Source organism: Leptolyngbya sp. AN10 (genome assembly GCF_050565645.1).
In the GTDB taxonomy this organism is placed as follows: Bacteria; Cyanobacteriota; Cyanobacteriia; order Leptolyngbyales; family Leptolyngbyaceae; genus Leptolyngbya.
Genome location: NZ_JBNXVP010000001.1, coordinates 337,721 through 352,386, shown reverse-complemented (window position 1 = coordinate 352,386; position 14,666 = coordinate 337,721). Strand labels below are relative to the sequence as shown.

11 protein-coding genes are annotated in these 14,666 nt (G+C 45.5%); 7 read left to right on the top strand and 4 right to left on the bottom strand.

The window, feature by feature from the left end; genetic code table 11:
- Positions 1–3: 3 nt before the first annotated feature.
- The 3 genes from ACQ4M5_RS01745 to ACQ4M5_RS01735 all read left to right on the top strand — a co-directional run bounded on the left by ACQ4M5_RS01745 (position 4) and on the right by ACQ4M5_RS01735 (position 1,888).
- The gene (locus ACQ4M5_RS01745; protein WP_430673885.1) at positions 4–627 is read left to right on the top strand and encodes a hypothetical protein; all 624 of its coding nucleotides are present in this window, start codon (positions 4–6) and stop codon (positions 625–627) included.
- A gap of 121 nt (positions 628–748) precedes the next feature.
- Positions 749–1,183, top strand: a complete 435-nt coding sequence (locus ACQ4M5_RS01740; protein ID WP_430673884.1) for a hypothetical protein — start codon at positions 749–751, stop codon at positions 1,181–1,183.
- 12 nt (positions 1,184–1,195) lie between these two features.
- Entirely contained in the window at positions 1,196–1,888 is a 693-nt protein-coding gene (locus tag ACQ4M5_RS01735) for a hypothetical protein (RefSeq protein ID WP_430673883.1), read from the top strand.
- Between the two features lie 65 nt (positions 1,889–1,953).
- On the opposite strand, the gene ACQ4M5_RS01730 is transcribed toward ACQ4M5_RS01735, so the two are convergent.
- Together ACQ4M5_RS01730 and ACQ4M5_RS01725 are read right to left on the bottom strand one after the other, a co-directional pair.
- Entirely contained in the window at positions 1,954–2,202 is a 249-nt protein-coding gene (locus ACQ4M5_RS01730) for a hypothetical protein (RefSeq protein ID WP_430673882.1), read from the bottom strand.
- 149 nt (positions 2,203–2,351) lie between these two features.
- On the bottom strand, positions 2,352–3,923 hold the full coding sequence (locus ACQ4M5_RS01725; RefSeq protein ID WP_430673880.1) for a hypothetical protein: 1,572 nt from the start codon (positions 3,921–3,923) through the stop codon (positions 2,352–2,354).
- Positions 3,924–4,256: 333 nt separating this feature from the next.
- Between ACQ4M5_RS01725 and ACQ4M5_RS01720 the strand changes: the two genes are divergently transcribed.
- From ACQ4M5_RS01720 to ACQ4M5_RS01705, 4 genes are all read left to right on the top strand, one after another.
- Positions 4,257–5,042, top strand: coding sequence for a peptidylprolyl isomerase (locus ACQ4M5_RS01720; RefSeq protein ID WP_430673879.1), 786 nt, complete (start codon positions 4,257–4,259; stop codon positions 5,040–5,042).
- 1 nt (position 5,043) lies between these two features.
- Positions 5,044–8,088: a peptidase domain-containing ABC transporter gene (locus tag ACQ4M5_RS01715; RefSeq protein ID WP_430673878.1), complete on the top strand. Its 3,045-nt coding sequence runs from the start codon at positions 5,044–5,046 to the stop codon at positions 8,086–8,088.
- Positions 8,089–8,121: 33 nt separating this feature from the next.
- Positions 8,122–9,615, top strand: a complete 1,494-nt coding sequence (locus ACQ4M5_RS01710; RefSeq protein WP_430673877.1) for an HlyD family type I secretion periplasmic adaptor subunit — start codon at positions 8,122–8,124, stop codon at positions 9,613–9,615.
- Positions 9,616–10,067: 452 nt separating this feature from the next.
- The gene (locus tag ACQ4M5_RS01705; RefSeq protein ID WP_430673876.1) at positions 10,068–11,645 is read left to right on the top strand and encodes a M10 family metallopeptidase C-terminal domain-containing protein; all 1,578 of its coding nucleotides are present in this window, start codon (positions 10,068–10,070) and stop codon (positions 11,643–11,645) included.
- Positions 11,646–11,836: 191 nt separating this feature from the next.
- Here ACQ4M5_RS01705 and ACQ4M5_RS01700 read toward each other — a convergent pair whose 3' ends face one another.
- Both ACQ4M5_RS01700 and ACQ4M5_RS01695 read right to left on the bottom strand, forming a co-directional pair.
- Positions 11,837–12,268, bottom strand: a complete 432-nt coding sequence (locus ACQ4M5_RS01700) for a hypothetical protein (protein ID WP_430673875.1) — start codon at positions 12,266–12,268, stop codon at positions 11,837–11,839.
- A 511-nt stretch (positions 12,269–12,779) separates the two neighbouring features.
- On the bottom strand, positions 12,780–14,435 hold the full coding sequence (locus tag ACQ4M5_RS01695) for a 2Fe-2S iron-sulfur cluster-binding protein (RefSeq protein WP_430673874.1): 1,656 nt from the start codon (positions 14,433–14,435) through the stop codon (positions 12,780–12,782).
- Positions 14,436–14,666: the final 231 nt, after the last annotated feature.

Sequence of the window (14,666 nt, the reverse complement as noted above, 5' to 3'; positions counted from 1 at the left end):
AAAATGTCGATTTTCAGGCGGATTTTGCGGCAGTGGCGATGGTTTGTAGCAGCAGCTTTGGCAGTGATTGTTCTTCCTGTTGTTGTTAGTCTTGCGCTACCGAAGCAAGCTGCTCGAATTCTTCCACTTGATCCGCAAGTGGTAAGTCAACCGTTACCGGTTAATTGTTTACCTGATCGAGTTCCTGGTATTTCTAATCCGTCAAATCAGCTATCTTTTGCGTTAACGGCACGAGTTTTGGCAGATGGAAACGAATATCGACTCTACCAGGTTTCTCGCAAACAACAGCCAAATGACGCGGGTTTTGAGCATTTGGTGCAAATTGTAAACGGTCAATGCCGACGACTTGCAACCAACGCGATGGGTAATGACAACTTATACTTCCATCGCATTGTCTCCATTCCTATTGCACGTCAGCTGGCGTTGGCCCGCCTACAGCAAGCGGTGTCAAAGGTCGGAGGTGCTCAAGCGTTTCAAGCTCGTTTGAGCGAGCGTTTCCGACAGCTGCCCCAGGGAGAGATTGTTCCGATTCCTGAAGAAGAGGCTTGGGCACTAGAGCAGCTTCAAATTACGTTGCCTGCAAATGTTCGTGTTGTTCCAGCGCCCCCGCGATCTGGAGGTTCTTAATGGTTCGCTTATCTCGCGGGCAGCGGCGTTTAATTTGGCTTGCTGCTGCCATTTCTGTTTTACTGCTCGTTTTAGATACCTCTGTGTAAAGAAGAAATGAAATAAAGAAAGGAGAAAAGAAATGACACACAGCTGTGTTCGTAAAAACTCTCGTTCTGCGCGTGCTCAGTCTCGCTTGAAGTGGAGCCGTGTAAGTGATTTTTCAGGGGTGGTTACTGTCGTTGCCCAGACCTTGCGGCTAGGACAGTTTCGTCAAACAGAACTGCATCGGTTTCTTGAAGCACAGCGCGTCCATCTACCTTGGGAACGGTGTGATGCCCAAATTCAGGAAACCTTAATCTCGTTTGATGATGAACTCCAGTTTGAGATTCAGCGGATTCTTTATGAGGAGTTAAGTCGTGCCTATGAGCACCACTACCCTGACTGTGGAGGCTCTCGCGGAGTTATGTTGATGCTTGCCTTGATGAAATGTTTGACTTCTTTAGAACTCGCTTTAGGTATTGATGTCCCAGATCAACGAGCGGCTGCACCAGTAGATCCATTTTGGTATGGTTAAAGAGGATGATTTATGAATGAAACGAACGCCGCTAATGCAGAAGTCTCTCAGGCAGATTCCAGTTTAGCAGGAGTCTCTGTTGAAGCTGGGAAGCCGAAGCTTCCTCCGGCAATTGGTTCAGAGGGACTCATTCCTCCCCCGACGAGACGAATGATGATGATGGTGCAGTGGTTTCGGATTGGATTGAGTCTTTTCCTAATTCTTTCGGCTCTGCTAGGGTTAATGGGATGTTCTTCACAAGCGGCAACAACCCCCTGGCGCTCTGCAACCGACGTTTTGCCCCGCGAGCTTTTGCTGGATATTGTTAAGCAACAATCGACCAATGTTCCTAATCCTGAACGAGTTGTCAATGATTCTTTGCGGGTATTTATCATCCCAGGGCGCGAAGGGCGTGTTGCTATCTTCAACTTTGATCACTCGAACTGGTGTGGGAGTGGGGGATGCTATTTTCCGGCGTACTGGTTGCGTGAGGGGAATGTTCCTTCGCAGTTTGTCTTTTCGCAGTTGTTATATCCTCGGCTTCCTTCGGGTAGACCTTTATTTGAAAAGGGTGAAGACAATGGTCAAGCGATTCCTTGTCTCTCTGTCTGGCAATCCGAAAATATTGAAATGACTCGTTTACGTCAAACCACCTACTGTTTTAACGGCACTCAATATCAGCCTGCGAGATCGAATGTTTTTGATTCACGTCAGGCATCTAAATAACGTTAAAAAAGTCCTGAGTCGTATAAATCAGGACTTTTTTAGGGTTGTGTTGTTTGCGGGACCGATCAATCAAGAGATTGAAGATCAATCATTGAATCGAGAACTTCATCTGCTTCAAAGAATCTGCTAAGGGATGGCGCGGTTGGATCAAACGGAGCTTCGTTTTTCTCAGAGAAGCTGTTTGATTGGGTTGGGGTCTTGGTTGGACTCACTTTGACAGCAGGTTTGGGGCTTGTAGGTAGCAGTACTGTAGCGTTTGCTTGTAGTTCACCGCTTGTGCTTTGGTATTGAGAGCCACAGGTATTGAGAGCCACAGCGTCTGCCGGTAGGCGGCGCAACCTCAAACCTTAAGCATAATCTGATGTACTGATAATCTGATAAAGTTGCATTCTTAGAACAACTACCTTATTACAACAAAAAAGGTCGACTTAAGCGACCTTGGTTGAGGGATAGGCGATGAAGACTAGATACTACTTGCGTCTCTGAGATCGACTGAGCGAGGAGTCGATTTGGAAGTTTGGGGTTGAGTGCGAGGATCAAACGGGGGTGAATTCAGGCTGTGTGGAATTTGACTTGCGGCAGCTTCCATTTCTTTTAAAATGTCTGAATCAGTTTTTCCCGAAGACACCCCAATCGGAGTCGAGTTTGGAATATCAACCGATGGAGTTTTACTGATTGAGGGTAACGTCGGTATCTGAAAATTGGCTTCTTCATACCTGTAGTGATCGGCATCGAGTTCTATGTGGCTAACCGGTTGGCTGCTGTTCCCTGATATAGATTCCACTGCCGTTAAACTGGGAAGGACTGCTTTTTCAGAAGTCGATCCGTTTGAATGGGCTTGTGGCGCTGTTGCTTCAACTGCTTCTGTGGTTTGAGTTGAGTGTAAGTTTTGAATTTCTTGGGGATCAATTGAGGTTGACTGTGAAGATTGCGCGGGGTGAGGGTTGGTTGTCGGGGTGAGGGTTGTGGCACTTACATAAATTGGTGTACTCGATACGGCAGGATTAAGATTATCTCCCTTAGAGTCAACGCTGTTTGTTTGATCTGGCGAGAGTACTGTTGCGTCAACTCGAACCGTTTCACTTCTGAGTGAAGCAGCGATTGCCGTGGTGTTTTGTTCTTCTAGATCTGCTGTTTTGGGGGGTGTAAAAGTAGCGGGCTGTGGTGAAGCATGGGGGGGAAGTATTTCGACCGGCTGTATGCTTGCTGTTGCAGTCTCCGATGAACGAGAAGCCACCGGCGCTTGTACAGGGATCATGTTCCGAGCAACAGAGGTCGTTTGTGGCGTAACTGGGATCGATCGTGACGCGATCGAAGACTGCGGTTGCGGATCTTGAGCGACCGAACTAACCAAGGCTGTTTCAGTATCTACAAGCGTTGACGCTAATCGAGGAGGTTCACTGGCTACTGTCGGGATGATGGATGGAGCAGCAGCACTCAGTTGAGGAGTAGCCTTATCGGTTGCGGCAATAATTTGAGTTGGAACCTCACCGGGTGAGAAGGCGTTTGTGATTGCTGCTTGAGCTAATTCTTGAACGCGGGGATTGCTAAACAGCTCTGTTTCTCTTAATTGATTGACTGCTTCTAGCGCCCGACTCCAGTCGCCTGACTCTGAAGCTTTGATTGCGACATCGAGTTGTTTTGCCTGGTTTCCCCACGCTGAGGCGAGTTGTTGAGCCTGTTGAAAGATCTCTGATTCTTCGGGAATTGCTTTGAGGGTTGTTATGGCTTCACTGATGTTTGCCTGACGATACTGCTCATTTGCTTCTCTCAGTAAATCTTTTGACCAGGCTTTTTCAAATTGAGTTGCGCTGTTGTGATATTTACTGTTAGCAGGAATTGAACTTACATCTAGAACAGCCGCTTCTAGATCCTTATTGTTTGCTTTTTCTTGTGCTTTTTCAAGTAGTTGTCCATAGACAAGCTCAATTTCCTGTGGGAGTCGTTCGCCAGCTTGCCTTTTGTCTGGCTTGATTCCAATAGAGATGAGCGCAGCGGACAGCATAATTCCGCCACTCAATGCCCAACGATTCATAGAGCCTCCGATAAAACGGTTTATTTTGTTACTGTATGAGAACATGGCGGGCGAGATTACGCGATTCACTCAAATGGAGTTTCTCTTGATTATCGCTCTTTTTATGCCAGGTATATCTTGCGAATTTTAGTAAAGCATAACAGATAACGTTTGAGAAAACCTCTTTCAGATGAGAGATTCATCACTTTTGCCATTTAGCTAAAAATATTCCGCTCTGGTTGAGATCTGCTTAAATTCTATCTTCTGGGATATGTGATCAGTCTTTTCTAAGTGATATACCCACATTGGGTGAACTGTCCGCCTGCGAAAGTTTATAAATCTTGTCTTGATTAAATGAATGCTTGTTTAAGGGTTGGAAACCTGGAGTTCACAGGTGAACAGCTTGTGGTTGCGCTGGCTCGCTATCAGATGTTGGAAAACTTTGTCAGCCAGGTGATTCTGGATGCTGTTTTAAATGAAGCGGTTAAATTAACCGAGCTTGACATTCGTCAAGCTTTGGGAATTGGCGACGATGGAGATTTTGGTCAGCGCGTTGGTGAGTGGATCAAGAAAAATCAGGTTTCGTTTGAATATTTGCAGCAAGTTGTGCTGCGACAGCTTCGGCTGGACAAACTGAAGCGTGAGCGATTTGATTCTCAGGTTGGATCAGAGTTTTTGCGACGCAAACCAGAATTCGATCAGGTTGAATTTTCTCTAATTCGCACCCATGATTCAATCTTGGCTCAAGAACTTTACTTTCAAATTCGGGACGATGCCGTTGACTTTGGACGGTTGGCTCGTAAATATTCAGAAGGAGCCGAAAAGTACACCAAAGGATGGATGGGTCCAATGCGGCTATCTGAACTGCCTCTACCCGTTCAGGATCTTTTACGAAAGCAGTCGATTGCCTCGGTGCAGGGACCTGTTTTAGTGGGAAATTCCTATTGGATTTTGCGGCTGGAGCGGTTTTTTCCAGCTCGAATGACCATGCAGGTGCGGCATGAACTGCGAGAGCAGCTTTTCGAGACTTGGCTAAAAGCCAGAACAAAGGCATTTATGTCTGATCCGAACAAGGTTGAAGTGATTAAAGCATCTATTCATCCTCATGCTTTGCAAGCGAACAATCAGGAGTGTGCATAGTATGACTGGAATAATTCAAGATCAAGACCAAATCAAAACGTTTCTTCCAAAACTGTTTGAATTGTATCCGTTTGATCAACTTTCGCCGCTGGCTGCTCGACGGGTTGCGTCGAAGGTGAGATTGAACGTTTATCGTCCTGGAGAACTGATTCTAGAAGAAGGTGTTTTACCTTCGTTCGTTCACGTACTTGTGCATGGGAAAGCTCGTATTTTGGGTCCTGCGGTTGACGATACCCCTTCGTTACAGGTTGTTGAGGATGGAGTTTTTGGCTGGGACGGATTAATTCGTCGAGTTGCGGTAGGGTCGGTCCGGGCGGCTGGACTTGAAGATGAAGTTTTTACCTTGTCGCTTCCGGCAGACGAATTTGAGCAGCTAATGCTGTCTGAACTTTTGCCCAAACTCGATCAAACTTCCCTGCTAGAGCTGTACGATATTATCTCACAATTTATTGAAACCGTTCCAATTCGGCTGAGTTTGCCAGATTTTAAGACAATTACGTCTTATATCTATGAGCATGATTTAGCAGTTGTTTTTCACTGGTTTCCGGCATCTGATCCTTTATCACCTCTTTCTGAACATTATGTTTGGTTTTTGAGTGGGGGTGCCTCTGTATCGATGCCAATTGGTGTGCCCGTACAGCATTTGTCTAAATTAATTGCGACTCGGTCTTCTGCTTTGCCAGTTCGCTTAATTGGAATTCGTCGTGCATTTGTTGCTTTGCTGTTGAACACAGGGAGTCTTCCGGAAGCGCCTGAAGCAATCGAAGCAATCCAGAAAACAGACTCGGACTCGGTTTTAAAGCTGATTGAGGGATTGATTTCGCCTGATCAGCCTCCTCCACAGCGCAAAGCAGTTTTGGAGTCTTCACGCAAAACGTTTCCGGTTCATTTATCGCGAAGTTCGGAAATCTCAGAGTATTTAATTGCCTGCTACTGGATGGTTTGTGACTTTCTTCAAGTGCCGTATCGCCCTGATATCCTACGAAAATGGTTTGCGAAAGTCAGACGAGTTGCTGACGATCGCATGAGTTTTTATGGACGAGTTGCTGAAGCGCTCGGACTACAAACTCAGCTTGTCAAATTCACTCCAACAGCAGGAGGATTAAATCGGATTAAAACTCCTAGTTTGATTACAATCGATGGGGTTCCCTCGATTTTATATGAAATTACTCAAGCGACAGCAGTAATCGGCTCGCCGATTTCAGGTTTGATTCGAGTTGCACCCGAACAAGTGGCTCCGCAATTAGAAATTGCGGAAGTGGTTTCAGGAACTCAACTTTCTCATGCTTTAGTTCTCGATCGACAAGCAACTAGCCCGATCAAGCAGTTTGGGTGGTCTTGGTTTTTGCCGTATATTCGTCCTTATCGCGGTGTTTTAATTCAGGTTCTAATTGCCTCGATTTTTGTGCAGCTTCTCGGTTTGGCAAATCCGCTATTAACACAGCAAATTATCGATAAAGTTGTGGTCAACGGCAGCGCTGGGGCGTTGCCAATGTTCGGTATTTTGCTGGTTGTCTTTACGATCGTAGAGGCGGTTTTAAGCATCTTGCGAACCTATTTGCTCAACAGTACAACAAATCGTGTTGATTTGATGTTAGGAACAGAAATCGTGCGGCATATGCTTAATTTACCGCTAGATTTCTTTCAAAAGCGACCTGTGGGCGAACTAGCATCTCGAATTTCTGAGCTTGAAAACATTCGTCAGTTTCTAACCGGAACTTTTTTAACTGTTGTTTTAGACTCTGTTTTCTCGATCATCTACATTTTTGTGATGGCTTTCTATAGCCTTTCTTTAACGCTGTGTGTGTTAGCATTCATTCCGATTATCATCGGCTTGACGGTTTTTGGTTCTCCGATTATTCAGAAGTTGATTCGCCGCAAAGCCGATCAGAATTCTCGAATGCAGTCTTACTTAATTGAGATTTTGAATGGTATTTTTACCGTCAAATCTCAGAATATGGAGAAATTAGTTCAGGCAAATTGGCGAGATCAGTACCTGGGTTATCTGGGAACTGGATTTCGCACCACGATGGTAGGCGTTAGCTTTCAGTCTATTAACAACTTTGTAAATAACCTTAGCAGCTTGCTTGTGCTTTGGGTGGGTGGAGGTTTGGTGCTGAACGGTCAGCTGACGTTAGGGGGACTAATTGCCTTTCGTATTATTGCTGGTTATGTCACTGGACCGCTCATTCGATTGTCTCGACTTTGGCAAAAGCTTCAAGAAACCAATTTGTCAATGGAACTGCTAGCAGATGTGGTTGATACTCCAATGGAGTTTGCTGAAGAAGAAGCGAATTTGTCGCTGCCGCCGATTGTCGGACGGGTTCAGTTTGAATTAATTAGCTTTGGATTTCAGTCGAGTGGTCAACTGCAATTAACAGACATTTGCCTGGATATTCCAGCGGGGTCTTTTACTGGATTAGTAGGACAAAGTGGTTCAGGAAAAAGTACCTTAGTTAAGCTACTTCCGCGTCTATACACGCCGTCCAAAGGTGATATTTATTTAGATGGCTATGATTTGAGTAAAGTGAGCTTGGTTTCATTGCGTCGACAGATGGGAATTGTACCGCAAGACCCAGTATTGTTTGATGGGACGATTCGAGATAACATCACTCTTTTTTCGGAAGTTGACGATAATGCTGTGATGGAGGCTGCCAAAGTTGCTGAAGCCCATGAATTCATTATGTCTTTGCAAAAAGGCTATGATTCTCGAACTGGTGAACGAGGTTCGAATCTTTCGGGTGGACAACGGCAACGGATTGCGATCGCGCGAATGGTTTTACAAAATCCTCGCTTGCTGATTCTTGATGAAGCAACCAGTGCATTAGACTATGAAACTGAGCGACGTGTGGTTGATAACTTAATGGAGCGATTTCGGGGACGAACGGTTTTCTTTATTACGCATCGTTTATCAAATCTACGAAATGCGGATCATATTGTTTATTTGCAGCATGGCTCTGTAATGGAGCAAGGGTCTCATGAGGAATTGATGGCGAGACGGCAGATGTACTACGCGCTGTATTCTCAACAGGTCGATGGAGTTTAAGAAGTTTATCTAGATCGTACTGGGAGGCGGTTTATGATTCGTTTTAACGTTCGCAATTTGCTTGATCGAGTTCAAAGCGGAATTCGACATACGACTCAACGTGCCGAAGCGCAAATTCAAATCGATGCGCCAGAGATGGATATGCCTCAACCTGCGGTATGGGCACGCCGAACCACCTGGGTAATTCTTGGTGGGTTGTCTTTTGGAATTGCTTGGGCGTGCTTGGCTCGAGTTGACGTGGTTGTTCCTGCACGAGGCAAGTTAGAGCCGATATCTTCGTCTCAAGCAGTCCAATCCCGCATTGGAGGCGTTGTAACCGCAGTTCGAATCCAAGAAGGGGATATCGTGCAGCAGGGACAGTTGTTAATGCAGCTCGATAAAACTCAGTTGTTGAATCAGCTGCAGTCTTTGTCTGAGCAGCGTGAGCGTTTGGTTAAGAGGGTTGCACTGCTTCGAGCAGCACGGCAAGGCGGACCGCTTGACACGACAAAGTTAGGTGGCTTGGCTATTCCGCCTGAATTAATTACTCGTGTTCAGGATCGCAATTTGTTAGTAGCTCAGTTATCCGGACAGCCTTTAGCGTTAGCGCCAGATCAGATGCAGCGGTATACTCTATTTGTTCAGCAGATTCAGGATTTGCAGGCGGTTAATCGCTTCCAAGTGGAAGCGCGGCAGGTCGAAACGGCTGGCGCAGCTTCCACTGCACAGCAAGTTAAAACTCAGCTAGAGATTGAGCAAACGCTAGTGGGTCAACTCGATCCACTAGTCCGCCAAGGCGCAATTTCTCGTACTGACTATTTGCGGCGGGTCACGGGCTTAAACGAAATTCAAGATCGGTATAATCAATCAACGGTTCAGCGAAGCCAAGGAGCACTCAACACCATGCAGGCTCAGGTCGATGGGCGACGGCTCGTAGCAGATCGATATCGAGAAGTGCAAGCATCGTTGGCGGCTCTTGATAATCAGATTGACGATACGATCAACCAAGATCAGGGGCAACTGATTCAACTCAAAGCTCAAATCCGGCAAGTCCAAGAAGACCTAAAGGCTCAAGATGTAAGATCGCCTGTGAATGGTCGAGTTTTTGATTTAGCTGTTAAACTTCCAGGATTGGTTGCCCAAGGTGGACAAGCTTTAATGAAGGTTACACCCAGTGAAACCTTAGTTGCGCGTTTGCAAGTTCCCAATACAGATATTGCTGCGCTGCGCGAAGGAATGCCTGTGGATGTGCGCTTAGATGCTTATCCGTTTACTGATTTTGGCTCAATCTCTGGCAGGGTAACGCGTATTAGCAGTGACGCGGTGCCTGCGGATCCACAGGCGCAATCGGGTAATCCAGCGGGACAAACTTTTTACCGGGTGGAAGTTGGTATAGATCGCCCGTTCTTAGAGGCAAAAGGCAAGCAGAATCCATTAACACCAGGAATGTCTTTAACGGCAAATATCAAGACCGCTTCTCGTCCTCCCATTAGTTATGTAGCAGAGCAATTCTTGAAGATTTTTGATGCTGGTCAAACAGTTCGTTGATTGCTAGGTTTAGCTTATTAGTTTAAAGGAGGAGCCATTGCCCCTCTTTTTTTATTGAAATTTTTCGCTGGATTTTCAGTTACTACTTCTGACAGACTCAAATATCACCAAATTTGCGACTCTTGACAGACCGTTTTAGGTTTATCACTTTGGAGATTCTTACTATAATCTAGGAGTCTTCTAAAAGACCGCTTTCAGTTGGGTTAAGTGATAAAACAAATGTTGGGCAGTGTAACCGTTTTGTTTCTTCTCTCATTGAAAGCATAGACATCTGTTTCTCAGATTCCAAACAAGATTTCCTTAATGTAACCGTAGATCGCTTTTGACTTTTGAGTATTCCTCGGTTGCGATCGATAAACTAGCAATTTTGTTGGTTGATTGTGTTACTTGTTTTGAGCAGATTCAAATTTTGTTAACGACATCCTTTTTTAGCTTTAGGAGCTAACGTTATTATGGCTGAAGTGAATAGCACTGGCATTTTCGATCTTTTGCGCGATTATTTTAATCGTCAGGCAGCTCCAATGAACCCTGCATCGGGTGCGGTTATCGGTACAGAGGCAAATGAAACGATTCCTGGGACTTCTGGCAATGATGTCCTGATTGGAGGGGGTGGTACGGATACGCTTACATCTGGTGCGGGTAATGATGTGGTTATTTCGGGCGACCCGGTTGTACCTCCGATTGATCCCAATGCAGTCGTACCTCCGATTGATCCCAATGCAGTCGTACCTCCGGTTGACCCCAATGCAGTCGTACCTCCGATTGATCCCAATGCAGTTGTACCTCCGATTGATCCCAATGCAGTTGTACCTCCGATTGATCCCAATGCAGTCGTACCTCCGGTTGACCCCAATGCAGTTGTACCGACGATTCTGCCTGTTGCTGCTCCGAATACGACAGTTCCTACGACTGTCTCTGATCCAGTAGGGATTGTCCCCACTCCGATTGAAACAGCACCTGTTAACGGAATGGATGGCGGTGCCCCTGCGGTTCCTCAAGGTGTTGATCCAGTGACAACCGAAGAACTTAGTAGCTTCTTTCTAGGAACTTCAGGAACCGATGTTTTACAGGCAGAGACTTCGAAGACAACTTTAGTTGCAGATGCGGGTCAAGGCGACGATCAAATTACGACGGGAGCTGGATCTGACCAGATTCAGGCTGGTGAAGGCAATGATTTTATCGATACTAATGGTGGTATTGATCATATCAATGCAGGCGGGGGAGATGACCGGATTGTGTGGAACCCGGGTGACTCCAACGATTTCGTCGACGGTGGTTCAGGTTTGGATATCAGTGAAACAACAGGCGGTGCTGACCCGGAATTTTTTACGCTTTCAATGAGTGAAACAGGTAGTGTCTTATTAGATAGAATCGGGCAAAAGCCGTTTCAACTCGATCTAGCGAATATTGAGCAGGTTGCTCTTAATGGGCAAGCAGGTATGGATCTTTTGAATGTTTCTCAACTTGAAGGATCTGGTGTTCAAGAAGTTAAGTTTGACGGAGGGGCGGATAACGATGTCTTATCCGGTCTTGGGTCTGATATTGCTTTACTGGGTGTTGGTGGTGCTGGCGATGACTTCTTGATTGGTGGCAATGCAGCCGACATTTTTCAAGGCGACGCAGGTAACGATACTGTGGTTGCGGGTGCAGGCGCGGACAAGTTTATGTTCGATACAGGTGCTGTGTTTGACACGACTCAATTAGGGGTTGATACCCTGGCAGATTTTCGTTCTGGAGAAGATAAAATTGTTCTTGATAAAGGCACCTTTGCTGCGCTCCAAAGCAATACTGGTGAAGGGTTCTCGGCTGGAAACGAATTTGGTGTTGTTGCCTCAGATGATGCAGCAGCCATTAGCGAATCGTTGATTGTTTATAGCCAAGGGTCAGGTAAACTGTTCTATAATTCCAATGGCGTTGAAGGCGGTTTGGGTCGGGGTGCTGAGTTTGCAACTTTGCAGGGTGCGCCTGCATTGACAGCCGCTGACTTTATGATTGAGCACGCGCAAACAACTCCTGCTGCTATGGCATAAGTCCAACTGCTAAAGTCATAGCCATTTAAAAATAATTGGAAACCTGATGGGGTAAATACTATTTACCCCATTTTCTGTACTATTGTGCTTTTATGAACTCATTTTTTCAAAGACTTTTGTTTGATCGTTTCCGATCAAGCGATGCAATGAGAGCGTGTTAGGCACTTTCGCTAGAATAAGAGTCTAACACGCTAGATTTGTTCGAGTACTCCATAAGACAAAGAGCTAAATCGAACAGGAAGCTTGAACCGTGCGGCTAGTTCCTCAAAGCCCAAATCGACTACCTGTAAATCTTCTTCGTTCATACTGTAGATTGAGTTTGGGTCATCGAGTGCATCGATGATTTGCTGCAGTTGATCCGGATCGCGAGGATCGAGCGGAATGCGCTGGCTCGCTTTTGTATCCACTCTAAAGCTCACCTGAGAACGCTCAAATTCAATCGGCGTTCCGTCTGGAGTTAGTGGAGTTAGCAATAAACAAAGTTTGCCGTTTCGATCGCACAGGCTTAAATCGAAAGCTTGATTACCAAACTGCTTTGCCGTTTCGTAGGAACTGAATCCTGGAATATAAACGGTAACGTCAAACTCGTTGATGTACCAAGTGATGAATGATTGATAGGTCATATTCGATTGCTCGCTCTAGACGTGTCTGGAGATTTCCAATGGCTTTTGTTGATCTGTCGCCGGATAGAGTACTACGCTTGCTTTACGCTCAAAACAACATCCCTTAAAGTCCGTGTCCCTGTTTCTAACAGAGTAGGCAACTTCATCGAAAGTTATTCAGCAGCTACCAAACTGCATTTTTTGGTAATCGTTAAAATCAATTTATTACTGTAATTTCAAGATTATCACTTCATCAGTTTGTTGATTTATCAGATTAGAATTAGATTATTCTGCAATTCAAGTGTACACATCAGAGATCGCTAAAGCAGTTGTGGGATTCATAAAAAAGTAACGTGCGAATCATCTCGCGCGTTACTTTTTCAATAAAAGAGTATGGAATTGACAAAATGCGATCGCTAATTCTGTCATCTGTCACTTAGTTTGTGATGAAATGAATTCTGCTGACGCGAAAGGCTTATTCGAAAAATGTTGAGTCTTGGCGTTAACACTAAGTCAGCAGCAAGTTCTAAGCCTAAGCTTCAACAACAACGCCGGTTTTTGGGTACGCAACACAGGCTAAAGCATATCCTTTGCTTTTTTCTTCATCTTTTAGAGCATCGGGTTTGCGGTCATAGTGAACTTCGCCTTGAATTCTAACTTTGCAAGCTCCACAGGCTCCTGCGCGGCAGGCATGACTGATATTGACTCCGACTTCTTCTGCTAAATCCAGCAGCGTTGCGTCTGGATCAAACTCTGCTGTTTTTTCTGACTTACTGAATTTGATTTCTTGAGGAGTCGGAGGCGTTGTTTGAGCTGGAGGGGTATGGGTCGTGGTGGGTGAGCTGGCTTTTTGTGCCGTTCCGTTTTGAGTGGGTTCTGGTTTTAGGGCAGCAGGGGAAGCTTCTACGAGTTTCGGACTGGCTTGTTTAGAAGGCGTTTCGACGGAGTCTGACGTAGAGATTTTCAGTTTTCGTTTGCCTTTGCTGCCAAAGCTTTCTTGCTTGTACTTTTCAAGTGGAAATCCCAATTCTTGGACAGCTTGCTTGATGCTGTCCATAAACTCATCGGGTCCGCAGCAAAAAATAAACCGTTCGTGTAGATCGGGCACTGTAAGCTGTAGCATTTCTTTGGTGATCCGACCGGTTAATCCTTGCCAGCTTTGTCCTCGTTTAGGGCGTGTGAGCGTTGTGATAACTTGTAATTGCTGCCCTGCACTGTCATTGCTGCTCATCTGACTGCTCATCAATTCAAGTTCTTCTCGAAAGATGATATGACGTGAGTCTTTGGCAGATTGAAGCAGCACAATATCGGTCTCAGTTGAAGTGTTGTACACCCATCGTGCCATTGACATTAACGGCGTGATGCCGCTTCCAGCGCCAATGAATAGCATTTTCGGCGGCAACGCAGGTAGACAAGTAAAGTTACCCATCGCACCACCGACAATTTTGATTGTGTCTCCTTCTTTAAGATGATCATTGAGCCAGTTAGAGACTAATCCCGGTGGTAGCGACGGGTCTTCTGCAGGTGCGGGGACGCGCTTAATAGTGATCGCCAGCGTATAAGGATTGTGCGGACTTGACGAAATCGAATACGGTCTTCGAATGGATTTGCCGTCGATTTCGACTTCTATGGTTGCAAACTGTCCGGGTAGGTAGTCAAAATACAAAAATGTAGTCGCTGCGAATAGAAACGTTTTAGTGTCTGGTGTTTCTTCAATGATTCTAAAGCAGCGTACTGTGATGTCGTTATCTGCCCAATACTGTTGCTTGTTAACATTTTCTCGGTCTTTTGGCTGTTGAAGCAAACTTCCTGCTGGAATGATTTCCTCGATTTTCAAGGCTGTATCACCCAGGTAAATGGTGTCTCCTTCTTGAACCAACTGCAGTTGATTGAAGGGCAACTCTTTCCCGTTAATGATTGATCCCCATCGGCTGCCAATATCGCTGAAGTAAAAGGCTCCATCAATTAGCTTGATTTTTGCGTGTTCTCGGCTCACTTTAGGATCGTCTAGCGCAAGATAACAATCGGTAGATCGACCAATTAGCCATTCCGTTTGGTTATTTTCCTGCTGTCCGATGATAACTTGTCCGGACTTTTCGTTAGTCACATTAAGAAAGCGAAGTTTGAGAATGCCGCTGGTAACGGGTTGAGTTACTCCAGGCTGAGTTCGAACTGGTGTACTAATCATCACGATTTTGATCCTTTGGATAGTAGTGTTAAGGCAGGAATCACCAGAGATCAACAAAAGTGCTATTAACCTGGAATTACCAGATTTGATCCAAGAGTGCGATTCTGTAATATGCAGAGTGTGTTTGAACCTTGTCGTTTTCTGGTTCCTCGCCGTCTGGATTTCTGCAGTAGTTTTCTGGTTTTTACCCACAACATTTTCTGTGGGATATTTCCTTGGTAGGCAATTGAG

Coding starts and splice junctions, on each gene's coding strand:
- ACQ4M5_RS01745 (WP_430673885.1), top strand. CDS start 4: ATGTCGATTTTCAGGCGGATTTTGCGGCAGTGGCGATGGTTTGTAGCA.
- ACQ4M5_RS01740 (WP_430673884.1), top strand. CDS start 749: ATGACACACAGCTGTGTTCGTAAAAACTCTCGTTCTGCGCGTGCTCAG.
- ACQ4M5_RS01735 (WP_430673883.1), top strand. CDS start 1,196: ATGAATGAAACGAACGCCGCTAATGCAGAAGTCTCTCAGGCAGATTCC.
- ACQ4M5_RS01725 (WP_430673880.1), bottom strand. CDS start 3,923: ATGAATCGTTGGGCATTGAGTGGCGGAATTATGCTGTCCGCTGCGCTC.
- ACQ4M5_RS01720 (WP_430673879.1), top strand. CDS start 4,257: ATGAATGCTTGTTTAAGGGTTGGAAACCTGGAGTTCACAGGTGAACAG.
- ACQ4M5_RS01715 (WP_430673878.1), top strand. CDS start 5,044: ATGACTGGAATAATTCAAGATCAAGACCAAATCAAAACGTTTCTTCCA.
- ACQ4M5_RS01710 (WP_430673877.1), top strand. CDS start 8,122: ATGATTCGTTTTAACGTTCGCAATTTGCTTGATCGAGTTCAAAGCGGA.
- ACQ4M5_RS01705 (WP_430673876.1), top strand. CDS start 10,068: ATGGCTGAAGTGAATAGCACTGGCATTTTCGATCTTTTGCGCGATTAT.
- ACQ4M5_RS01700 (WP_430673875.1), bottom strand. CDS start 12,268: ATGACCTATCAATCATTCATCACTTGGTACATCAACGAGTTTGACGTT.
- ACQ4M5_RS01695 (WP_430673874.1), bottom strand. CDS start 14,435: ATGATTAGTACACCAGTTCGAACTCAGCCTGGAGTAACTCAACCCGTT.